At 38.7% G+C, this 23,709-nt stretch carries 26 protein-coding genes; all 26 read left to right on the forward strand.

What is annotated here, in order from left to right; genetic code table 11:
* Positions 1-181: 181 nt before the first annotated feature.
* The 26 genes from der to lhaT all read left to right on the forward strand — a co-directional run bounded on the left by der (position 182) and on the right by lhaT (position 23,708).
* Positions 182-1,492 carry a ribosome biogenesis GTPase Der gene (gene der, locus FHY45_RS09450; protein ID WP_066107491.1) on the forward strand — a complete coding sequence of 437 codons (1,311 nt, stop codon included), beginning with the start codon at positions 182-184 and terminating at the stop codon, positions 1,490-1,492.
* Between the two features lie 21 nt (positions 1,493-1,513).
* Positions 1,514-2,548 carry an NAD(P)H-dependent glycerol-3-phosphate dehydrogenase gene (locus tag FHY45_RS09455; protein ID WP_139891729.1) on the forward strand — a complete coding sequence of 345 codons (1,035 nt, stop codon included), beginning with the start codon at positions 1,514-1,516 and terminating at the stop codon, positions 2,546-2,548.
* Between the two features lie 264 nt (positions 2,549-2,812).
* A complete protein-coding gene (locus tag FHY45_RS09460; RefSeq protein WP_066107485.1) occupies positions 2,813-3,013 on the forward strand; it encodes a DUF2768 domain-containing protein in 201 nt (66 codons plus the stop codon).
* Entirely contained in the window at positions 3,006-3,749 is a 744-nt protein-coding gene (locus FHY45_RS09465) for a hypothetical protein (protein WP_373925468.1), read from the forward strand. Before FHY45_RS09460 ends, FHY45_RS09465 begins: the two co-directional genes overlap by 8 nt.
* A 284-nt stretch (positions 3,750-4,033) precedes the next feature.
* Positions 4,034-5,512 carry a stage IV sporulation protein A gene (gene spoIVA, locus FHY45_RS09470; protein WP_066107482.1) on the forward strand — a complete coding sequence of 493 codons (1,479 nt, stop codon included), beginning with the start codon at positions 4,034-4,036 and terminating at the stop codon, positions 5,510-5,512.
* Positions 5,513-5,905: 393 nt separating this feature from the next.
* A complete protein-coding gene (locus tag FHY45_RS09475; protein ID WP_049670554.1) occupies positions 5,906-6,178 on the forward strand; it encodes an HU family DNA-binding protein in 273 nt (90 codons plus the stop codon).
* A 173-nt stretch (positions 6,179-6,351) separates the two neighbouring features.
* Positions 6,352-6,918 (forward strand): GTP cyclohydrolase I FolE, encoded by a 567-nt coding sequence (folE, locus tag FHY45_RS09480; protein ID WP_066107479.1) that lies wholly within the window; start codon positions 6,352-6,354, stop codon positions 6,916-6,918.
* Positions 6,919-6,950: 32 nt separating this feature from the next.
* A complete protein-coding gene (gene mtrB / locus FHY45_RS09485) occupies positions 6,951-7,178 on the forward strand; it encodes a trp RNA-binding attenuation protein MtrB (protein ID WP_066107475.1) in 228 nt (75 codons plus the stop codon).
* Between the two features lie 127 nt (positions 7,179-7,305).
* The gene (locus tag FHY45_RS09490; protein WP_066107470.1) at positions 7,306-8,064 is read left to right on the forward strand and encodes a heptaprenyl diphosphate synthase component 1; all 759 of its coding nucleotides are present in this window, start codon (positions 7,306-7,308) and stop codon (positions 8,062-8,064) included.
* A gap of 45 nt (positions 8,065-8,109) precedes the next feature.
* The gene (locus tag FHY45_RS09495; protein WP_139891730.1) at positions 8,110-8,823 is read left to right on the forward strand and encodes a demethylmenaquinone methyltransferase; all 714 of its coding nucleotides are present in this window, start codon (positions 8,110-8,112) and stop codon (positions 8,821-8,823) included.
* 33 nt (positions 8,824-8,856) lie between these two features.
* The gene (gene hepT / locus FHY45_RS09500) at positions 8,857-9,819 is read left to right on the forward strand and encodes a heptaprenyl diphosphate synthase component II (RefSeq protein ID WP_139891731.1); all 963 of its coding nucleotides are present in this window, start codon (positions 8,857-8,859) and stop codon (positions 9,817-9,819) included.
* An 89-nt stretch (positions 9,820-9,908) separates the two neighbouring features.
* Positions 9,909-10,355, forward strand: a complete 447-nt coding sequence (gene ndk / locus FHY45_RS09505) for a nucleoside-diphosphate kinase (protein WP_139891732.1) — start codon at positions 9,909-9,911, stop codon at positions 10,353-10,355.
* Positions 10,356-10,547: 192 nt separating this feature from the next.
* Entirely contained in the window at positions 10,548-11,351 is an 804-nt protein-coding gene (locus FHY45_RS09510; protein ID WP_066107456.1) for a CheR family methyltransferase, read from the forward strand.
* Positions 11,352-11,512: 161 nt separating this feature from the next.
* Positions 11,513-12,685: a chorismate synthase gene (aroC, locus tag FHY45_RS09515; RefSeq protein WP_139891733.1), complete on the forward strand. Its 1,173-nt coding sequence runs from the start codon at positions 11,513-11,515 to the stop codon at positions 12,683-12,685.
* Entirely contained in the window at positions 12,685-13,800 is a 1,116-nt protein-coding gene (gene aroB / locus FHY45_RS09520; RefSeq protein ID WP_139891734.1) for a 3-dehydroquinate synthase, read from the forward strand. Before aroC ends, aroB begins: the two co-directional genes overlap by 1 nt.
* A complete protein-coding gene (aroH, locus tag FHY45_RS09525) occupies positions 13,797-14,162 on the forward strand; it encodes a chorismate mutase (protein WP_139891735.1) in 366 nt (121 codons plus the stop codon). Before aroB ends, aroH begins: the two co-directional genes overlap by 4 nt.
* Positions 14,163-14,188: 26 nt before the next feature.
* A complete protein-coding gene (gene hisC, locus FHY45_RS09530; protein ID WP_139891736.1) occupies positions 14,189-15,295 on the forward strand; it encodes a histidinol-phosphate transaminase in 1,107 nt (368 codons plus the stop codon).
* Positions 15,296-15,315: 20 nt separating this feature from the next.
* The gene (locus tag FHY45_RS09535) at positions 15,316-16,419 is read left to right on the forward strand and encodes a prephenate dehydrogenase (protein WP_139891737.1); all 1,104 of its coding nucleotides are present in this window, start codon (positions 15,316-15,318) and stop codon (positions 16,417-16,419) included.
* 19 nt (positions 16,420-16,438) lie between these two features.
* A complete protein-coding gene (gene aroA / locus FHY45_RS09540) occupies positions 16,439-17,737 on the forward strand; it encodes a 3-phosphoshikimate 1-carboxyvinyltransferase (RefSeq protein ID WP_139891738.1) in 1,299 nt (432 codons plus the stop codon).
* A gap of 436 nt (positions 17,738-18,173) precedes the next feature.
* A complete protein-coding gene (locus FHY45_RS09545) occupies positions 18,174-19,421 on the forward strand; it encodes a tetratricopeptide repeat protein (protein ID WP_254654729.1) in 1,248 nt (415 codons plus the stop codon).
* Between the two features lie 27 nt (positions 19,422-19,448).
* Positions 19,449-20,006, forward strand: a complete 558-nt coding sequence (locus tag FHY45_RS09550; protein WP_066107436.1) for a ReoY family proteolytic degradation factor — start codon at positions 19,449-19,451, stop codon at positions 20,004-20,006.
* Between the two features lie 189 nt (positions 20,007-20,195).
* A complete protein-coding gene (locus FHY45_RS09555; RefSeq protein ID WP_066107433.1) occupies positions 20,196-20,648 on the forward strand; it encodes a DUF2487 family protein in 453 nt (150 codons plus the stop codon).
* A 182-nt stretch (positions 20,649-20,830) separates the two neighbouring features.
* The gene (locus tag FHY45_RS09560) at positions 20,831-21,334 is read left to right on the forward strand and encodes a Rieske (2Fe-2S) protein (protein WP_139891739.1); all 504 of its coding nucleotides are present in this window, start codon (positions 20,831-20,833) and stop codon (positions 21,332-21,334) included.
* Positions 21,335-21,347: 13 nt separating this feature from the next.
* Positions 21,348-22,022 carry a menaquinol-cytochrome c reductase cytochrome b subunit gene (qcrB, locus tag FHY45_RS09565; protein ID WP_066107427.1) on the forward strand — a complete coding sequence of 225 codons (675 nt, stop codon included), beginning with the start codon at positions 21,348-21,350 and terminating at the stop codon, positions 22,020-22,022.
* A gap of 45 nt (positions 22,023-22,067) precedes the next feature.
* On the forward strand, positions 22,068-22,853 hold the full coding sequence (locus tag FHY45_RS09570; RefSeq protein ID WP_066107424.1) for a menaquinol-cytochrome c reductase cytochrome b/c subunit: 786 nt from the start codon (positions 22,068-22,070) through the stop codon (positions 22,851-22,853).
* A gap of 249 nt (positions 22,854-23,102) precedes the next feature.
* Positions 23,103-23,708, forward strand: a complete 606-nt coding sequence (gene lhaT, locus FHY45_RS09575; RefSeq protein WP_139891740.1) for a lipoprotein heptaprenylglyceryl N-acetyltransferase LhaT — start codon at positions 23,103-23,105, stop codon at positions 23,706-23,708.
* The last annotated feature ends 1 nt before the right edge of the window (position 23,709 follow it).

The raw sequence follows: 23,709 nt of genomic DNA on the forward strand, positions 1-23,709 counted from the left end.
GTAAGGAAATATAGCAGAAGAGTTGTTACTTTGCGAAACGTTTGCTATCATAATATAGTTAGACCCTTCTTTATGATTAAGAAGGGTTCTTTTTTCATAAAATATAAATACATTAAACATGCTAACAATTCAGTGAAAATAAACAGGAATTTAGCTAGGATAGTTGAAAGGATGAACGACCATGCCAAAACCAGTTGTAGCCATAGTAGGCAGGCCGAATGTAGGGAAATCTACAATATTCAATCGGATTGTAGGAGAAAGAATATCAATTGTAGAAGACGTAGCCGGAGTAACCAGAGACAGGATTTATAGTTCTGGAGAATGGTTAAACCATGAATTCAATATTATTGATACAGGCGGTATTGATATAGGGGATGAACCGTTTTTAGAACAGATTCGTCAACAGGCAGAGATTGCTATTGATGAAGCGGATGTTATTATTTTTATGACGAGTGGCAGAGAGGGATTGACTTCTGCTGATGAAGAAGTGGCAAAAATTCTTTATCGTTCAAAGAAACCAGTAGTCGTTGCTGTAAATAAAGTGGATAACTTTGAGATGCGCGATCAGATCTATGATTTCTATGCATTGGGCTTTGGTGAACCAATAGGAATCTCTGGCTCTCACGGAATTGGAATTGGGGATTTGCTAGATGCTGTTGTACAAAGCTTCCCTGATCACCAAGCACCTGACTATGACGAAGATGTGATTAAGTTCAGCTTGATCGGTAGACCGAATGTTGGAAAATCCTCATTAGTTAATGCGATTTTGGGTGAAGAGCGCGTTATTGTAAGTAATATCGCAGGAACAACAAGAGATGCGGTCGATTCTCCATATAAATATAATGGCGATGATTATGTCATCATTGATACCGCTGGAATGAGGAAAAAAGGTAAGGTATACGAAAGTACTGAAAAGTACAGTGTTTTACGTGCATTACGAGCTATTGAACGTTCAGATGTTGTCCTAGTGGTCCTCGACGGGGAAGAAGGCATTATTGAACAGGATAAAAAGATTGCTGGGTATGCCCATCAGGCAGGACGAGCTATCGTTATTGTAGTGAACAAATGGGACGCAGTTGAAAAAGATGATAAAACGATGAAGAAGTTTGAAGAGAAAATTAGAGCTGAATTCCAGTTCCTTGACTATGCTCCAATTGTGTTCTTGTCTGCTAAAACGAAAGCACGTATCCATACTTTGCTTCCAATGATTAATTTGGCAAGTGAAAACCATGCACAGCGTATCCAAACGAATGTCCTGAATGATGTTATAATGGATGCAGTAGCAATGAATCCAACGCCAACCCATCACGGCAAAAGGTTGAAAATATATTATGCTACACAAGTGGCCGTTAAGCCGCCATCCTTTGTTGTCTTTGTAAATGATCCAGAATTAATGCACTTCTCCTATGAACGCTTCCTGGAGAATAAAATTAGAGATGCATTTGGATTTGAAGGAACGCCTATAAAAATATTTTCTCGACTACGTAAATAATTTTTTTGAGGAGTGGAGTCTATGCAACAATCAGTCACCATTTTGGGAGCAGGTTCGTGGGGAACTGCACTTGGAATTGTCCTTGCAGATAACGGACATGCGGTAAAAATCTGGGGGCATGAGTTAGAACATGTCAATGAGATAAATCGTGAACAGGCAAATATTCGTTATTTACCTGATGTCAAGCTCCCTTCCGCTATTAAGGCATACCATGATTTGGAAGAGGCGTTGTCTGGCTCAGAGGTTATTGTTTTTGCTGTACCGACTAAAGCAATTCGTGAAGTGGCCCGCAAGGTTAAAGTGATTGTCCAGGATAAAGTGACAATCGTCCATGTAAGCAAAGGGATCGAGCCAGATAGCTTGCTGCGTATATCTGAAATGATAGAAGAAGAAATTTTGGATATAGCAAAAGATATCATAGTTCTCTCCGGCCCAAGCCATGCTGAAGAGGTAAGCAGAAGGATTCCTACAACCGTTACGGTTGCTTCTAAAAATATGGAAGCAGCAGTGCGTATTCAGGATTTATTTATGAACCAAAATTTCCGCGTGTATACGAACCAAGACTTAGTTGGTGTGGAAATTGGGGGTGCCTTGAAAAACATTATTGCCTTAGCAGCTGGGATTACGGATGGACTTGGATACGGAGATAATGCCAAAGCCGCTTTGATGACTCGCGGTCTTGCAGAAATCACTCGTCTGGGTGTGAAGATGGGAGCAAACCCGTTAACATTCCTTGGATTAACAGGTATCGGTGACCTTATTGTAACATGTACAAGCGTCCATTCAAGAAACTGGCGTGCCGGTAATATGCTTGGAAAAGGAAAGAATCTTGAAGAGGTTCTTGAAAGCATGGGAATGGTTGTTGAAGGCGTGAGAACAACGAAGGCAGCTTATCAGTTGTCGGAGAAATACCAAGTGAAGATGCCAATTACGACTGCCTTGTACGATGTCCTGTTTAATGACAAGGATATTAAGACAGAAGTAGATGATCTTATGACTAGAAGCAAGAAGCATGAAATGGAAGATTTGATGGATAGCATGATTAATAATCATTAATCAATGATTTTGTCAAAAAATAGGCATTTGTTACTTGCTAAGATGGTCATTTAAACATAGTATACTTTATAAAAGACTGAGCCAGCATAAACTTAGTCTAAGTCTATATATTTAGTCCAGGACGGAAGTTTGGGTATATAAAACCCGAGCTTCCGTTTTTGTTTTCTTTTAGGTATATTTTGGGTTATAATAGCAAAGGTTGAAAAAATATTATTCTTTTTAAAAATATGGTAAAAAGAATTGATGAAAAAGGGGTGCCGAATATTGAGCATAGCAATGCAAAAAATGTGGATTTCGATTGCTGGGATGGGCTTAATGGCAATCGCAGTGCTGGCTATATATCTAAGCAGATATAAATTAAAGGGTATATTAAAATATCTTTTAGCCACGATAGCCTATGTATCTATGTTTATAGCAGCCATTATTATGGTCATTATTATTGTGAGTGGTCCTACAAATGGATAAAGTGTTGAATAAGATACCACATAAAATATCTGGAATGACATTCTTGCTGTGTACAATTCTTTTTCTATCCGGGTGTATGTATCCGCAGGAGAATTTACAGCAAAACCAGGTACCCTATGAAGATCAGGTCGAATCCGTTCAGAAAGCTGTTTTGGAATATAGAAAAGATAATGGCGGCAACCTGTTGCCGATTGTGACAAAGGATCAAGATACACCGTATTATATGAAATACATAATTGATTTTCAGAAATTGGTTCCAAAATATATGTCTGAAATTCCGGGAAATGCCTATGAAAATGGCGGGATTTTTCAATACACACTCGTTAATGAAGAAACAAATCCAACTGTTAGGCTGATTGATTTACGTTTAGCCGAGACAATACGGGATACCAAGCTGCAAATTCAATCACAGGGCTATCCTGCGTTTGAAGAAAAAATTGGTACCAATGTCTATGCGCTCAACTATAAAAATATGGGATTTGACAAGGAACCTACCGTGAAAAGTCCCTTCACAGGTAAATCGTTACACCTTGTTTTAGGTGAAGATGGCGAATTGTATATTGATTATACACCGGATTTATATGATTTACTTATTGATCGTTCGGCGGGATTTAAAAAGGGTGAAGATATAAGAGCAGAGTTAGTGAAAGACAGCCTCTTTGTTCCTGCCTATTCATTGCCTTATACATGGGATCAAAAAGCAAATAAACCTGTCTTTAAGGCAATTGAGGAATAACCTTTCTTTTACAAAATATATTGTAAAAGAAAGGTTTTTTTATTCCAGATTGTATTTTTAATTTTGACATCTCCTGAATAATTCGGTGCTTTATCATGATACTCCGAATAATTGGTTCATTTTTAATCAAAAATAGCAGTCGGTTGTTTACATAAAAGGAGAGGAGAGAAAAAACTAGTCATAAGTTTAATGGGCTATAGCATAAATATATAGTGTCCAAGTTTATAAGACTATCAATAATTACGTATATGTACTCATATATGGAGGAATCGGGAGGGGATCTCTTGGAAAGGGTCGATATATTTAAGGATATAGCCGAGAGAACCGGCGGCGATATATATTTAGGAGTAGTTGGAGCCGTTCGGACGGGTAAATCTACATTTATTAAGAAATTTATGGAGTTGGTTGTTCTTCCTGGTATGAAAAGTGAAGCTGAAAAAGCACGTACGATCGATGAATTACCACAAAGTGCAGCAGGAAGAACGATCATGACTACGGAACCTAAATTTGTGCCGAACCAGGCAGCGCAGGTTCAGGTAGACGAAGGGTTAGAGGTCAATATTCGTATGGTTGACTGTGTAGGATATACCGTTCCTGGTGCGAAAGGATATGAGGATGAGAATGGGCCAAGGATGATTCATACGCCTTGGTATGAAGAGCCAATTCCGTTTCATGAAGCAGCTGAAATTGGCACTCGTAAGGTCATACAGGACCATTCTACAATTGGCGTTGTAGTGACGACAGATGGGTCAATAGGAGAGATACCAAGGTTAGACTATGTAGATGCTGAGGAAAGGGTCGTAGAAGAGCTAAAAGAGGTTGGAAAGCCTTTTATCATGATTATTAATACAGTCAGCCCTTATCACCCGGATACAGAGATTCTGCGTGCTAAGCTTCAGGAAAAATATGATATCCCGGTGCTTGCCATAAGTGTTGAGAGCATGCGGGAAGGGGATGTGTTAAATGTCCTGCGGGAAGCATTGTTTGAGTTCCCTGTTCTGGAAGTGAATGTGAATCTACCTAGATGGGTTATGGTGCTTAATGAAAATCATTGGCTGAGGGTCAGCTATCAGGATGCTATAAGAGAAACGGTTCAGGATATTAAAAGGCTTAGAGATGTTGATAGACTCGTCCATCTTTTTGAAGAGTATGAGTTTGTTGGTCATGCTTCATTGGCTGGGATTGAAATGGGCCAGGGAGTAGCCGAAATAGATTTATCAGCACCTGATGAATTGTATGACCTGGTTCTAAAAGAGATTGTGGGTGTTGAGATACGAGGGAAGGATCATTTGCTTGAATTAATGCAGGATTTTGCTTACGCGAAAGCGGAGTATGACCAGGTCGCGGATGCCCTTAAAATGGTTAAACAAACGGGTTATGGTGTTGCTTCTCCTTCTCTGGCGGATATGAGTCTGGATGAACCGGAAATCATTAGACAGGGATCCAGGTTTGGAGTTAGGCTGAAAGCTGTGGCGCCATCCATTCATATGATAAAAGTAGATGTTGAATCAGAATTTGCCCCTATAATCGGAACAGAGAAACAAAGTGAAGAATTGGTTCGTTATTTAATGGCGGATTTTGAAGATAATCCTCTGAGCATCTGGAATTCAGATATATTTGGCCGCAGTTTGTCTACTGTAGTTCGTGAGGGAATCCAAGCTAAATTAAGTTTGATGCCGGAGAATGCACGATATAAATTAAAGGAAACGCTTGAAAGAATCATTAATGAAGGATCTGGCGGATTAATTGCCATTATTCTTTAACAGATACAGAGGGTTTTACGGACCGTAACGGATCCGTAATCCTCTGTATTTTTTTGCAAAAATCAAGTGTTTTTATAAATGCTTTAACTTTCAAAATACCTCAAATAAGAAGATATGGCAATAAAAATAGAAAAATAACCTACATTATTCGAATAAATGCCTGTAAATTCGCCAATTTACTTGATATGGTCTATGGATTATGATAATCTTTTATCAGAAATCAAGTTCAAAGCAAAAACCCTTATATATCAATGTTTATCAATGGTTTTTTATGTTAAAAATGATTAATGACAAAATATTTCAAGTTTTTGTTTTGACTGATGAAAATATTTCATTACAACTTAAAAAGTATTGAAGTAGAATGGAAGCATACTTTGGGAGGAGGTGAATGGCATGAACAAAACAGAATTAATCAACGCTGTTGCTGAAGCTAGCGAGCTTTCTAAAAAAGACGCAACTAAAGCAGTAGACGCAGTGTTCGAATCCATTTTAGAAGCTCTTAAAAATGGAGATAAAGTACAATTGATTGGTTTCGGTAACTTTGAAGTTCGTGAGCGTGCTGCTCGTAAAGGACGTAACCCGCAAACTGGTGAGGAAATCGAAATCAGTGCCAGCAAAGTACCTGCATTCAAACCAGGGAAAGCACTTAAAGACGCTGTTAAGTAATTTTTACATACGATTTTACTTGAATAAGCGCTATACGCGATTAGAGTCATTACCAATTTCTTTGGTAATGACTCTTTTTCTATTATGAAGTCCATAATCTATGGCTCTAAGAATAAAATGTGCTACTATGGAAATAGTTGAAATTAGGTATAGCAATGGGAGGAAGACATAAAATGAGTGAAATCAATCGCGGTAAAATAGAAGAAGCAGTGACAATGATTTTGGAGGCTCTTGGGGAAGATCCAACAAGGGAAGGGCTCCTGGACACACCTAAACGTGTAGCAAAAATGTATGAAGAGGTATTTTCCGGATTGAGACAGGATCCTAAAGAATATTTTGAAACGGTATTCGGTGAAGATCATGAAGAATTAGTCCTTGTTAAGGATATCCCTTTTTATTCTATGTGTGAGCACCATCTCGTGCCATTCTTTGGAGTGGCACATGTGGCCTACATACCAAAAGGCGGACGTGTTACAGGTTTGAGTAAATTAGCCAGAGCGGTCGAAGCAGTGAGCAGAAGGCCGCAATTACAGGAACGGATTACATCAACTGTTGCAGATTCTATTATGGACACACTGGCTCCTCATGGAGTGATGGTCGTAGTTGAAGCTGAGCATATGTGCATGACTATGAGAGGTGTTAAAAAACCAGGATCGAAGACAATTACTTCCGCAGTAAGAGGAACATTGGCGACAGACTCAATCTCCCGTCAGGAAGTATTAAGCTTAATTAATAAATAATCATGAGATAAAAGTTGAAAAGGAGTAAGAGAATGGAGAACCTTCAATCAAATGATTTTGTAGTTATAAAAGCATTGGAAGATGGAGTGAGTGTTATTGGATTAACCAGAGGTGAGGATACTAAATTCCATCATTCAGAAAAGCTTGATAAAGGTGAAGTGTTATTTGTTCAATTTACAGAACACACATCAGCTATGAAAATCAGAGGAAAAGCGGTTATGTACACGCCATACGGTGAAATAGAAAGTGAAAAGGAATAACCGATTATCTATTCTCTCCTTTTAAACCATTCGACAGCAATTTAAAAGGATAGTAAGATAAGTATGATGAATACGTAATGTGCCGATTATGGTACGGAATCAGAAGTGGAAGCATGGGTGATTACCATTGGATAGCATCAATAATGAAGTCATACAATTTAATAGTGAGATAAAGAAACTTATCTATCATTCTTTAATATTAGATCATATTGATCGGCCAGTCATAAATGATGATATGATAGCGGTTATGGTTAAAATTCTGCGTGATGCTAATGTGGATCAAAAGTTTATGCCATATTACATAGTATCTGTCATGCTTATGCAAATTGCCCTGGATACCCATGAGGGAGTTTCAAACACAGAGGAATCCGAAAGTCCGGCAAAATTAAGGAAACGGCAGTTATCGATTTTGGCTGGAGATTATTATAGCAGTATGTATTATCATATATTGGCGAAAACAAAAGATATCGAGTTTATTAACCTAATGTCCAGGGGAGTTCAGGAAGTGAATGAGGCTAAGGTACACTTATATATGGATAAGGATGCTGATATAGATACATTAGTAAAGTATCTTAAACAGATTGAAACCATACTGGTCGAAAAAACAGCTGAGTATTTTAACGTAATTGAACAAAAGGATTTGTTTATAGACTTTTTATTATGGAATAGATTAATGGCAGAATTGGACGGTTATCAAAATAAGTGTAACTCTAAATTTATTCAAGCCTTACAATCAATACATAGTGTAAATGATGAAACTGCTGATAAAATATCAGATTTACTTAAAAGGGAAATTACAAAGGTAAGTGATAGATTAAGATCAGCTATGTTGCAATACAATTTTAAGGATGAAATGGTTTTACGGATTGAGACAAGTATAAGGTAATCTTGAAAACATATAAAAAGACGATGTGGGGAAAGGGAATTCATAATGAAACAACAAACAAAAGAGGAACGTGTACACGGTGTCTTTGAAAAGATTTCTGATAATTATGATTCTATGAATTCAGTAATCAGTTTCCAGTTACATAAGCGTTGGCGTGCCGATACGATGAAAAAAATGGATGTTAAACAGGGAGATCAGGCACTGGATGTATGCTGCGGTACAGCTGACTGGACGATAGCGCTGGCGAGACAGATTGGCGACTCTGGTAAGGTAACGGGTTTGGACTTCAGTAAAAATATGCTCAAGATTGGCGAACAAAAGGTTAAAAAGGAGCAGTTAAATAATGTGGAACTGCTTCATGGGAATGCAATGGAGCTTCCCTTTGAAGATAATACATTTGACTTTGTCACAATTGGATTTGGTCTTCGGAATGTCCCTGACTACTTAACGGTATTGAAAGAAATGAACCGTGTTCTGAAACCGGGTGGCATGGCTGTTTGTTTAGATACTTCTCAACCGACGTTACCGGTTTACAGACAGCTATATTATTTTTATTTTAAGCATATTATGCCTCTCTTGGGTAAATTATTGGCTAAGAGTTACAAGGAGTATTCCTGGCTGCAGGAATCTGCATCTGATTTTCCAAGTGCACCGGCATTGAAAAGACTCTTTGAAGAAGCCGGTTTTGTGAAGGTTAAATATAAACCTTATTCCGGTGGTGCAGCTGCGTCTCATTTTGGATTCAAACAATCAAAATAAAGGGCGCATATTAGTTTAACGGGAAGTGGAACTATGAAATTACCAAAATTGTATTCAATTTTCAGACAGGATATCCAATTAATCGAAAAAGAGCTGCGTTCATCGATACAAACTGAATGCAGACCACTTCAGGAAGCATCTATGCACACTCTGAAAGCTGGAGGCAAACGCATACGCCCTGTTTTTGTACTGCTCACCGCAAAATTTGGAGAGTATGATATTAATCAAATTAAGCATGCTGCAGTTGCTCTGGAACTTATTCACTCAGCATCATTAGTACATGATGATATCATTGACGAAGCCAAACTGCGTAGGGGATCACTGACGGTTCGTTCCAAATGGGATAATAAAATGGCTACTTATACAGGAGATTACATATTTGCCAGGGCTCAGGAGCTTATGACTCATATTAAAGATCCATTGGCACATCAGGTAGTAGCTAAAACCATCATGGAAGTCAGCATTGGCGAAATAGAACAAATACGTGATAAATACAATTTTGATCAAAATCTACGTAACTATTTAAAGCGTATTAAACGAAAAACGGCTGTCTTAATTGCGGCCAGCTGCCAATTAGGTGCGATCAGTGCAGGGGTATCGGAGGATATACACAAAAAATTATTCTTGTATGGATACTATGTGGGCATGTCCTTTCAAATAATGGATGACATACTTGATTTCACGGCCTCTGAAAAAGATCTGGGGAAACCTGCGGGTAGTGATTTGTGGCAGGGGAATATTACCTTACCTGTTTTGTATGCCTTACAGCAACCGCAATTGGCCAAGCTTATCCGAACTGTTCACGAAGATATGAGGTTAGAAGAGTTGCAGCCTATACTCGAATCTATCAAGCAATCAGGAGCAATCGAGAAATCCATCGACTTAAGCAATGCTTACCTGGATAAAGCATTTGATATTCTAGAATTATTGCCAGAGTCGAAGAATACGGATTATTTATATGAAATAGCAAGATTTATCGGAAAAAGGAAATACTAAAATGCTATTTCCTTTTTTGTTTGCTTTATACATGTAAATAATGGTATTATTCTTTCTGAAAGCCCATACATACGAACAGAGGTGTAATTATGGAAAAAACATTTTTAATGGTTAAACCAGATGGTGTACAAAGAAATTTAATCGGGGAAATTGTATCACGTTTAGAAAGAAAGGGCTTTCAGCTTGTTGGAGCGAAATTGATGATGATTCCAACAGAGGCGGCTGAAAAGCATTACGAGGAACATAAAGAGCGTCCTTTCTTTGGTGAATTGGTTGACTTTATTACATCAGGACCAGTTTTTGCAATGGCATGGCAAGGGGAAAATGTGATTGCGACTGCTCGTCAAATGATGGGATCTACCAATCCAAAAGATGCTGCTCCTGGTACAATTCGCGGAGATTATGGTGTAACGGTAGGCAAAAACATTATCCATGGCTCTGATTCACCTGCAAGTGCCGAGAGAGAACTTGGAATCTTCTTTAAAGAAGAAGAGCTTGCTGAATATACAAAATTAGCGAATGAGTGGATTTATTAAGTAGATAGATAAAGATTAAGGGCTGTCAACAAGGTTGGCGGCTTTTTTAATTGCATATCTTACCGGTTTATGGGGGTTTATAGAATAGATCATGTGATCGTTATGGGCATACGTAATAAGTGTGGTTATATCATTGAATCTGCTAATTTTGTATACTTATAGTAAAAGAATTTATTGGAGTCGTAGGGGTATATGATAAAAATTAATGATGACTATCAGGGGTTTGTTAAAGGGATTAACTATTTAACAGGAATCAATTTATCTTTATATAAGGAAGCGCAAATGAAAAGAAGAATTACCTCCTTATATGAAAAACAAGGTTTTAATGGGTTTCAGGATTATTACAATCATCTTCGTAAAGACCAGTATTTATTAAATGAGCTTCTGGACCGTATGACGATTAATGTTTCGAACTTCTTTCGGAATTATAGAAGGTGGGAGGTTTTGGAGAAGGAGATTCTGCCAGAATTATTGTCTGAAAAAAAGACTTTGAAAATTTGGAGCGCCGCTTGTTCAACTGGTGATGAACCCTATTCACTTGCCATGGTGCTAACCCGCTTAAATGCCCTGAATCGTGTCTCTATCCTGGCAACCGATATAGATCAGAATGCCTTAGAAATTTGCAGGAGAGGCATTTATTCAGAAAAATCTTTGGGGGAAGTACCAGTAGAGTTAAAGAATAAGCATTTCGAATTCGTGGATGGATTTTATCATATTAATCAACAAATAAAAAATGCGGTCACGTTCAAGAAACATAATTTACTGGCTGATTCGTATGGCCAATCATACGATTTAATCATATGCCGTAATGTTTTGATTTATTTTACGGATGAAGCAAAGGGTTTATTATATAAGAAATTTTCCCAATCACTTCGTCCTGGCGGAGTTTTGTTTGTGGGCAGTACTGAACAGATCTTCAACCCAACTGTATATGATTTTATCAGTACAAATACGTTTTTTTATAAAAAGAGAAATCATCATAGGGTACATAGCTAATAGACATACTGAAATGAAAGATAATCAGGAGACGTCGGCAGAGAGTGAATGGTAGTACCTTGTTAATCTGATGTACAATATAAGCAAGAAAATTACCATAAGAATAACAGTATATGATATATTATTACATAAATGCTTTAAAGTGATGAAGGAGGAGCCTTATGAAATATATAACTGCTGGGGAATCCCACGGCCCCCAATTAACAACTTTAATAGAAGGATTACCTGCAGGAATGCCGTTGTCTGAGGAAGATATCAACAAGCATCTTGCCAGGAGACAAAAGGGATATGGACGCGGTAGAAGAATGCAAATTGAAAAAGATACAGTAGAGATTACAGCAGGAATTCGTCATGGCAGGACATTAGGATCACCTGTTGCTCTGCAAGTTAAAAACCGGGATTGGACTCATTGGACCCATGTCATGGGAATTGAGCCAATTGATGAAAAGGCAGAAGACGAAATTAAACGTAAAATCACAAGACCGCGCCCAGGGCATGCTGACCTGAATGGCGGTATGAAATATGGACATAGGGATTTGCGCAATGTTTTAGAGCGCTCGTCTGCAAGAGAAACAACTGTCCGAGTGGCAGCGGGAGCTGTTGCGGTGAAACTGCTTAGTCTGCTTGGTATAGAAATTGTTTCGCATGTTGTTGAAATCGGTGGCATTAAAGCAGCTGAAACAGAGGTTAAGGATATTAAAGAGATCCAACAGCTGGCAGAGGATTCTCCGGTTCGCTGTCTTGATGAAAAAGCTGCTGAGAAGATGATGGAAGCCATTGATTTGGCTAAAAAGAATGGCGATACATTAGGTGGTGTCGTTGAAGTAGTGGCGACTGGAATGCCTGCTGGTGTCGGGAGCTATGTTCATTATGATCGTAAACTAGATGCAAAAATTGCAGGTGCAATCCTTAGTATTAATGCATTTAAGGGTGTCGAATTCGGGATTGGCTTTGAAGCGGCCAGAATTCCAGGCAGTCAGGTGCATGATGAAATCATTTGGGAGGAAGGACAGGGATATAGCCGTAAAACGAATCGCCTAGGCGGTTTTGAAGGCGGAATGACAACTGGAATGCCTGTAGTAGTGCGTGGAGTCATGAAACCAATCCCTACCTTGTATAAGCCGCTCAAAAGTGTGGATATTGATACTAAAGAGTCATTTACAGCCTCGATAGAACGCTCTGATGCATGTGCTGTTCCGGCAGCGGCAGTCGTTGCTGAGCATGTGGTAGCATGGGAGCTTGCCAATGCAATCATTGAACAGTTTTATTCTGATCGGATGGAGACATTGGTTGAATCCGTTAATCAGCAAAGAATGTATGCGAGGGAATTCTAATGGAAACTATTCAAATTAAAACTTCTTCAAAGGAGTATCCGATTTTTATAGGTGATGGAGTGATTGAAGAGCTCCCCATATTTTTGGAGAAAAATTTCAAAGGAAAACCAAAAGTATATATGATATCGGATGAACTGGTATCGTCTCTTTATTCTGAGCTGATTAAAACGTTGTTGGCCAAACGTGGCTATGAAGTAATCATCCATGCCGTACCAACAGGAGAAAGAGCAAAATCATTCTCTGTATACGAAGAATGTTTAACGGTAGGATTTGAAAATAAACTTGATCGTGACAGCCTCGTGTTAGCTCTGGGCGGGGGAGTGGTTGGAGATTTAGCTGGATTTGTAGCTGCGACCTATATGAGAGGTATTCCCTATATTCAACTGCCAACAACCTTGCTGGCTCATGACAGTGCAGTTGGAGGAAAAGTGGCTATTAATCATCAACTGGGTAAAAATCTAGTAGGCTGTTTCTATCAACCGGAGGCAGTCTTCTATGATAGTTCCTTTTTATCCACTTTACCAGAGAAGGAATGGCGCTCAGGATTTTCCGAGTTAATTAAGCATGCCCTACTATGCAGTAAATCCTTTTATGACGATTTAAGAAATCAGTATTGCAGTATTTCTGACCTGCAATCCAAATCATTGGCTTCTTATATAAAAAAAGGGATTTCTGTTAAAGCTACTATTGTATCGGAGGATGAAAAGGAGAAAGGCTCGCGTGCTTTTCTTAATTTTGGTCATACATTAGCTCATGCGATTGAAGGGGCAGCTGGATATGGAGTGGTAACCCATGGGGAAGCTGTAGCCTTTGGTATGTTATTTGACCTATATTTGAGCCAAAAGTATGCTGATTTTTCTTTTAATCTAACTGCATTTAAGGATTGGTTAACCAATTTAGGCTATCTACAAATACCAAAAGAAATTTTATCAGCAGAATTATTGCTGCCATTTATGAAACTTGATAAGAAAAATAAACAAGGGACAATAGCGACGGTCCTTTTAAATGATTATGGCAGCCCAGCCTTACATTCCTATTCTGATACGGAAATACAAGACGAATTAACCTATTTCTTAAACAATATAGTCGGAAGGGAGAATGGTTATTCATTATGATGAGAGGCATCCGAGGAGCCATTACCATAGAAGCAAATAAAAAAGAACTCATTGAAAATAAAACAGAAATCTTACTTCGAGAAATGATCGAACAGAATCATCTTCAGGCAGAGTCTATTGCATCTATATTCATATCTGTCACAGATGATATAGATGCAGGGTTTCCAGCTGCTGTTGTTAGAAAAATAGATGGATTTACATATGTTCCCGTTATGTGCATGCGTGAAATTCCAGTACCAGGTTCCTTATCATTGGCCATACGGATTATGATTCATGCCAATTTGGATACAGCCCAAAAGAATATCAAGCATATTTATCTGGAGGGGGCTACGGTCCTTAGACCTGATTTAACAGAGAAATAGACAATAAAAAAGGGGGAACTGGAGCTTTGAAATGGAAGAATCATTTATATACATTAGAGCCTTATAAGCCAGGCAAACCAATTGAGGAAGTAAAAAGGGAGTTTGGGTTGGAGGAGATCATCAAACTGGCATCAAATGAAAACCCATACGGATATTCATCCGAAGTCGCAAAAACGCTGAAGGAAACAGAATGGTCACTTCCCTTGTATCCGGATGGCGGAGCCGTTAATTTGCGTGAAGTCTTATCTAACTATTTAGGAGTTGAAAAAAATCAGCTTATCTTTGGAAATGGTTCAGATAATATCATCCAAATGATAGCAAAGGCGATTCTTGCTCCAGGTGTGAATACGGTTATGTCTACGGGTACCTTTAGTCAGTACAGCCATAATGCCATTTTGGAGCAGGCAGAGATCAGGGAGGTGCCGCATATAAATGGCAGACATGATCTTGACGGCATGCTTCGTCAGATTGATGCTGACACGGGGATTGTGTGGATTTGTTCTCCTAATAATCCGACAGGCGAATACATAAGAGGTGAGGAGCTTCTCCCATTTTTGAGTCAGGTTCCTAACGATGTATTAGTTGTATTTGATGCAGCTTATTATGAGTACGTCACAGCTATAGATTATCCTGAAATCTTGCCGTTAATTAATCAGTTTGATAATTTAATCCTATTGCATACTTTTTCCAAGATTTACGGGATGGCGGCTTTGCGTATTGGTTATGGAGTGGCTAATTCCGATATTATCCGTATGCTTGAGCCTGCAAGAGAGCCGTTTAACGTCAATGCATTAGCTCAAAAGGCTGCGATTGCTGCTATAAGTGATCAACAATTTATTGAGGAATGCAAACAAAAAAATAGAGATGGCCTTCAGCAATATTATGAATTTTGTAAGATTCATAACTTAAGTTACTATCCATCACAGGCAAATTTCATCTTAATCGATACAGGTCATGATGGGGATGAAGTCTTTCAGTATTTAATGAGAAAAGGCTTTATCGTTCGTTCCGGCCAGGCTTTGGGTTTCCCGACATCCATTAGGATTACAGTTGGTTCTGACCAGCAGAATGAAGCTGTTTTGAAAGAGCTGAAAAATTTCCTTTTGATGAAAGAAAATAAAGAAACCAAATAGATAGTAGGTGAGGTGCCTCCATGCGTGGGAATGTATTAATGATAGGTCTTGGTTTAATTGGAGGATCCATTGCTTTATCTATTAAAAAGGAACATCCGAAGGCATTGATACTAGGGTATGATGTGGATCGAAAACAGGTGCAGCTGGCAAAAGCATTAAAAGTAATAGATGAAGAGACTTTGGATTATAAAGAGGCAGCTGGAAGAGCAGATGTTATCATTATCGGAGTCCCGGTGCAAGCTACATCAACCGTTATGGAAAGCCTGTCAGCATGTACGCTGAAAAAAAGCGTTATAATTACGGATGTAGGAAGTACAAAGGCAAAGATCATGAAAGAAGCAGAGCGTTTGTTTAGCATGAATTATACGTTTATAGGCGGTCACCCAATGGCTGGATCTCATAAAAGCGGAGTAGCTGCGGCAAAAGTGCATCTTTTTGAAAATGCTTTTTATATATTGACACCTTCTGCTCATGCAGGTGTTAAAGAGGTTGCTGAGCTGAAGATGTGGCTGAAGGGGACGAAAGCCAAATTCATTGAAGTGGATGCTCATGAGCACGATTTAATGACAGGTGTCATCAGTCATTTGCCGCATATTATGGCAGCCTCGATTGTTAATCAGGCTGAACAGGCTGAAGCGAAACATGATTTAGTTGCAAGACTTGCTGCCGGAGGATTCAGGGATATTACCCGAATAGCTTCATCCAGTCCTCAAATGTGGAAGGATATTCTGATTCAAAATGATCAAGTATTAATCGATCTTTTGGACTCCTGGATAGATGAAATGTCAGAGGTGAGAGAATGGATTCGTACGAAGGATGAGGAAAGATTATATTCCTTTTTCCAAAGTGCAAAAATGTTTCGTGATGAGATGCCGGCCCGTAAAAAGGGTGCAATTCCTTCCTTTTATGATTTATATGTGGATGTCCCGGATTATCCAGGAGTCATTTCGGAGATTACCGGTTATTTAGCAAAATCTAATATAAGTATTACTAATATAAGAATCATTGAGACGCGTGAAGAAGTGTACGGTGTATTGGTGATCTCCTTCCAATCAGGTGAAGATCGCAAACTAGCGGTGGAATGTTTACGTGATGCAACTAATTACGATACTTATTATGACTGAGATAAAAAGGAGGAAAGGCATGGGAAAAATCCTATTATTCAAAAACCCCCAGTTGAAAGGCACGATTGAAGTGCCGGGAGATAAATCTATTTCGCACAGAGCGGTCATGTTTGGGGCAATAGCGGAAGGGAAAACGACGGTATATCATTTCTTAGAGGGTCAGGATTGCTTAAGTACTATTGAGTGTTTTCAAAAAATGGGTGTGGATATACAAAGAGAAGGCGATAAGGTCACCATCCAGGGTAATGGATATGGCGGTTTAAAGGAGCCGATTGGCTTGCTTGATGTCGGCAATTCAGGGACAACCATCCGACTGCTTATGGGGTTACTCGCCAACCAGCCCTTTTCTATCACTTTCACTGGTGATGAATCCATTGCAAAAAGGCCAATGAGAAGAGTGGTAGATCCGCTGAGGAAAATGGGAGCAAGAATATCCGGAAAAGAGGATGGTAACTTTATACCGCTTGAAATGAACCAAGGTGAGCTGTCAGGTATTGAATATGAGCTTCCGGTAGCAAGTGCCCAGGTGAAATCAGCTATTCTTTTGGCTGGATTACATGCAAAAGGAACCACAACGGTCATTGAAAAAGCAGCCACGAGGGATCATACTGAACGGATGATTGAATCGTTTGGGGGGAGCATCCATATCGACGGCAATATGATCAGAGTTACAGGAAATCAGGTGCTGAGCGGAAAGGATGTTCATGTTCCCGGAGATATCTCCTCTGCAGCGTTTTGGATGGTTGCCGGTACCATTGTACCAAACAGTGAGATTATATTAAAGAACGTTGGGCTGAATCAAACAAGAACGGGGATTATTGATGTTTTGAAAGAAATGGGAGCAAATATTGAAATTCAGTTAGATCAACAAGGAGAACTTGCGGAAGAATCCGGTACGGTTACAGTAAAAACTTCCTCTTTAAAGGGGATAACAATTGCCGGAGATATCATTCCAAGGTTAATTGATGAGCTGCCTGTTATTGCCCTGTTAGCTTCACAGGCTAAGGGAAAAACCGTCATTAAAGATGCTGCTGAGTTAAAGGTTAAAGAAACAAATCGAATTGATGCCATCGCTACTCAATTGGGTGCGCTTGGTGTTGATATAACTCCAACAGACGATGGTTTAATCATTGAGGGAGAACAAACCTTGCATGGAGGTACGGTGGACAGCCTGGGGGACCACCGTATCGGAATGACATTGGCGATTGCTTCACTGCTTTCCAAAGACTCTGTAGTATTAAACAATGCTGATGCCATTTCAGTATCCTATCCAGGTTTCTTTGATGATTTAATTAAGCTTGTATCCATTCAGAAATAAAAGAGAGGGGAACCTCTCTTTTTTGGTACTAAAATTTCTGATAGTTTCATAGCATGTCTAAAAGAAAGTCAATGAAACCCTTGCCTTTACACATGTAAAAATGGTTGATAGGGCGGTGAAAATGTAATCAATTAAATGGATAGATAGAATGAAATGGAAGAGTACGATTCGGTCGCTTTTTGTTAAATGATAAAGTATACTTATATAACCTTAAAATTAAGACTCCAAGCTCTATACCACAAAAAAATCATTTAATTTCCTTATCAGATAAATATTTTTTTCTGGAGTTTCCATTAGCTCTTTATACAGGTTAAAAAAAGTGAGTATAATAGGGGTAATAACAAAATTTTAGAGGCTCCGGATTGGACGAACATTATTTTGCCGAATGACCAGCAGATTTGTTATAGATTTAGGGAAACAGAAAGGAATACCAATGATGAAAATTGAATCAATTATAAAAAAACTGATGCAAGGTGAATTTGAAGAAGCTAAAAAACATATAAATCAGATTAAGCAATCCAACAATGATGACGATGTTTATACCTTGGCGGAAGAAATCGCTTCACTTGGGTTTATGGAAGAGGCAAAGGAGCTTTTTGAAGAATTGCTGAAGCGTTATCCCGATGAAGGAGAGATTTTATTTTCATTGGCTGAAGTATCAACTGAATTGGGGCAGGAAGAGGAAGCATTGTTGTATTTAGAGAAAATTGATCAGGAAGATCCGATGTACCCAGGAGCACTCCTATTATTAGGGGATTTATATCAGGGAATGGGTATGGAGGAGGTCAGTGTTCAAAAGCTGAAAGAGGCCAATCGAATTTTACCGGATGAACCTATTGTAAAATTTGCTCTTGCAGAACTTTATTATCAACAAGGACATTTCCGTTCGGCTGTAGAATTATATAGCAGTATCTTAAAGAATGAGACTGTAATAAATGGCGTTTCAATTTATAAGAGATTAGCCTTATCACTTGTATCATTGGGCGAATTTGAAGAGTCGCTCCCTTATTTCAAGAAAGCTGGCAGGGAGGATGATGACGTAAATTTATTGTTTGAATATGGATTTGCTGCGTATCATGCAGGAGAATTTCCAACGGCAATAGCTAAGTTTACAGAGCTTAAGGAAATAGACCCTGCCTATCATTCACTTTATTTGTATTTAGCCATGGCCTATGAAGAGTCCCTTGATTTGGAAAAAGCACTGGATGTTGCAGAAGAAGGGATTAAGGAAGATCCTTTCAATAAGGAAATATTCCTGTATGGTGCTGAGCTAGCAACTAAGCTTGGAAATACAGAGAAAGCTATTAAATGGCTATCGGAGGCTATTGCGATTGATCCGGGTTACCTCGAGGCAATTCTAACTTTAGGCAAGCTTTATTTACACGAAGAAATGTTTGACCATGTCATTGATTTGGTATCCTCTGTTAGAGCGATGGGGGAGGATGACCCGCAATTTAATTGGCTCCTGGCAACGGCATATTCAGAGCTTGAGGAGTATAGTGAAGCATTATCATGTTACAAAGAGGCACATGAATTTTTTGGAGATAATAGAGACTTTTTACATGAATACGGTTATTTCTTGCTGGAAGACAGTAAATTTGAAGAGGCCAGGTCGATATTTAAGACATTACTCCACGAAGACCCAAGCAATGATGAGTATATTGATATTTTAGAACGAATTTAACTAATTTGTACAGAGGAGGGCTCCACCTTGAAAACCCCTGTTTCTGTCGATGAGAAGAAGGAATTTATACGCTGGTTTCTGAACCATTACCAATTAAAGCGCAGAGAATGTGTATGGATATTAAATTACTTAATGAGTCATGATCAGCTCATGATGAATGTTCATTTCGTGGAAGGAGCTAAGTATTGTCCAAAAGGAATGGTCATGTCCACTCATTGTGTGGAAGATGTGCCATTTAGATTCTATAAGAGTAATATCATGACAACTGACGCAGAGAAGTCATTCCATGATATACGGCTTAATAAGGACGAGGATATCTACATACAATTGAATTTCAGGACAGCCTACTCATCCTATCAGTATGCAGCCGTACTTGAGGAAAATCCTTATCAGCCAAAAAACCTCCCCGGTAATGAACAGGATCAATATATTGCAGAAAATATTTTAAAAATCAGTCTATCAAGATTCGAAGAGGAACGGTTAGCACAGATGATTGATGAGGCAATTGATAACCGTGATATAGAATTATTTAATAAATTAAGCAGTCAGTTGAAAAGAATCCGATCTCAGGAATCTTTTAACTAATAGCAGCCACACATATTTCTTTGAGAGAAAGAGATTATGTGTGGTCTTTTTTATGCTTCCACGCTTGATTTGGCAGTTGCTTATCCCAGCAGGATGAGGAACAAAGATTTCTCCCTGAATTGTAAGCTTATTTGTATATATTTTACTTATTATGTTTTACAATGGAAAAAGAAGTCGAGGGGGAAAATTATGAAATATCAGTCAGTTGATACAGAATTATTTAGTAAATCCAAAGAATATATTGATACTATAGTTATCCCGTTAAATCCGGTTGATTTTGATGATACATTTAGCCAGACGGTATCATCCTATGAATTTATGACATTGCTGACGCATGAGCTCGAAAAAGAATTAAAGGGCCGTCTATTTTTAGCCCTACCTCTGCCATATATTAAAAATAGTAAGACAGAGGAGAAATTAAATCTCTTGTCTGTTTGGGTAGATTATTATAGAGGTCAGGGATTTAAATATATCCAATTTCTCACTACTGACAGTAAATGGACAAGTATAGATGAGAGCGGACATGTTTTATGGATACCGGCAATCCCCATCGAAAAAATGCCTCTTGATGCGATTAAAACAGTTATAAGTGATCAAATGAAACAGCTTGTTGATATACTAACAGAATCCTGGAATAAATGATGTTTTTGTAAGTAAATAGTATATTGGTATAAAACAGGAAAAATAAAACATGTATTTCCTTAACTGGGAGTTTATTGACCTATTAAAAATATTAGGATATTATTGTAATGTCCTAGTTTTATGGAGTTTGTGCAATTTTCTATTTTGTATGACTTTTTCGATATAAGGGGGGGAGAAATTTTATGAGCAGCCAAAAAGTATCAAGACGCCAATTTCTGAATTATACGCTTATGGGCGTTGGGGGGTTCATGGGAGCGGCAACACTTATGCCTATGCTGCGTTTTGCAGTCGATCCAGCTTTGAAAGCGAATGCATCTGGGGAGTTCATTAATACTGGAATGAAAATATCTGAGATTACTGAAACACCAACTCGTGTCGATTATAAAACTGAGGTTAAAGATGGTTGGTACGAAGCTGAAGAGACAAGAACAGCATGGGTTTACAAAGATGAGAACGGCAAGATAGTTGCCCTTTCTCCGGAATGTAAACACTTGGGGTGTACGGTGAACTGGGAAGGATCAGAAGATCATAAGAATGAATTTTACTGTCCATGTCACGGGGGGCGTTACGAAAAGAATGGTAAAAACATTCCGAAAACACCTCCAATCGGGCCGCTCGATGTTTACGACAAGCAGGAAAAAGATGGAGTATTATACTTGGGCAATGCAAAAGAAAACGAAGTGTAGGGAGGCATAATCAATGCTTAATAAAATGTACGATTGGATTGATGAGCGATTGGATATCACGCCATTATGGCGCGACATTGCTGATCATGAAGTCCCTGAGCATGTAAACCCTGCCCATCACTTTTCGGCATTTGTTTATTGTTTTGGGGGATTGACGTTTTTCATCGTAGTCATTCAAATTTTATCCGGAATGTTTTTAACCATGTATTATGTGCCGGATATTAAAAATGCATGGGAATCTGTTTATTATTTACAAAATGAAGTAGCTTTTGGTCAAATTGTTCGGGGCATGCATCACTGGGGAGCAAGTGTCGTCATTGTCATGATGTTTTTACATACTCTTCGTGTGTTCTTCCAGGGTGCCTATAAAAAGCCACGTGAACTAAACTGGATTGTTGGAGTATTAATTTTCTTTATAATGCTAGCTCTAGGATTGACAGGGTATCTGCTTCCTTGGGATATGAAAGCGTTATTCGCTACAAAAGTAACGTTGACCATTATCGATTCGGTGCCATTCATCGGGCCATACTTAAAAACGTTGCTTGCTGGTGACCCTACGATTGTCGGGGCGCAAACCTTAACGCGTTTCTTTGCGATTCATGTATTCTTCCTTCCGGCGGCGCTTATTGGACTAATTGCAGCTCACTTCTTAATGATACGCAAACAGGGAATATCAGGACCGCTATAAGATATTAGTTGAAAATGGAAATGTTACGAAGGAGGGGATATCCTTATGCATCGTGGTAAAGGAATGAGATTTGTAGGGGATTCAAGGATAAGCGCAGATAGAAAACCGAATATTCCAAAAGATTATTCAGAGTATCCAGGAAAAACAGAAGCCTTTTGGCCCAATTTCTTGCTGAAAGAATGGATGGTAGGTGCTGTATTTTTAGTAGGTTTTTTATGTCTTACAGTTGCCCATCCATCACCGCTCGAAAGGATTGCTGACCCAACAGATACGGGATATGCGCCTTTACCTGACTGGTACTTTATGTTCTTGTATCAATTGCTTAAATATTCATATGCTTCCGGGCCATATAATTTAATCGGGGCTTTGGTTATTCCGGGACTAGCTTTTGGTGCATTAATGCTTGCACCGTTTCTGGATCGCGGACCGGAACGCAAACCAACTAAACGGATTTTCCCAGTAGGTTTTATGTTGCTTGCATTTGCAGCTATATTTTACCTAACATGGGAAACTGTTTCTCAACATGACTGGGCAGCAGCAAAGCTGCAAGGACAAATTGTTGAGGATGTAGCAATCGATAAAGAGTCAGAGGGATATAAATTATATCAAGGCCAAGGCTGTGTAAGCTGTCATGGGGACTCCTTACAGGGTGGAAATGGTCCTAAATTACTTGGTACAAAATTAGAGGTTGATGAAATCGGTCATATCGCTGTAAATGGTACCGAAAATAAAAAAATGCCACCAGTTTTTAAAGGTTCTGATGAAGAATTAAAAACTCTGGCAGAATTTATTAAGGGAGCAAATGCAGGCGGAGATTCAAAAGGGGAATAATGTTTTTTTGAGGGGTACTCAGATGAGTACCCCTTTTATCTGCTAAGATGATTGTCATAGTCGTCGTAATCATGTTGACAAATGAGGTGTAGTTATTTGTATTATTAATAATATGGGACGGCCAGTGAGCTTCCACCTGAATTGAAAAGCTCATATTTAGAGAGAAATTTAGAGTAGGGATGATTTGGCTGAAAATCAAGTAATCGAGCAACTTTATTTGGAATAATTCAGATTGTGATGGAGGATATTATGAATAGCTGGCTTTATGCTGTATTAAGAAATCGGACATTTTTATGGATTTTATTCACTGTTAATCTTTTGGGAACAATATACGGATATTATTGGTATAAAGGGCAGCTTGAAATAACACCAGTAGCCTTTCTTGCTTTTGTACCAGACAGTCCAACTGCCAGTTTATTTTTTTGTATTGCTGTTATTGGCTGGCTTTTAGGGCGCAATTTTGGTTTATTTGAAGCCTTAGCAATCGTTTCTCTATTTAAATATGGTATTTGGGCAGTTGTCATGAATATATTAACTTTCTCTGTAGAGGGTTATGTATCTTTGATCGCTGTCATGCTGATTCTATCGCATGCTGCAATGGCAATTGAAGGAATTCTTTATGCTCCATTTTATCGGGTTAAACCATGGCATTTAACCGTGGCTGGGATTGTCGTGTTACATAATGAAATCATTGATTATGTTTATGGGATGATGCCGACGTATAGTGTTTTGAATCAGTATATCCCTCAAATTGCTTATTTCACTTTTTGGCTGAGTGTACTTTCGATTGGAGTAGGGTATTGGTTTACTCTTCGTAAAAATCGGGAAATATACTCCATTCATCTCAGGCAATAAA

The organism is Bacillus sp. D386, assembly GCF_006346415.1.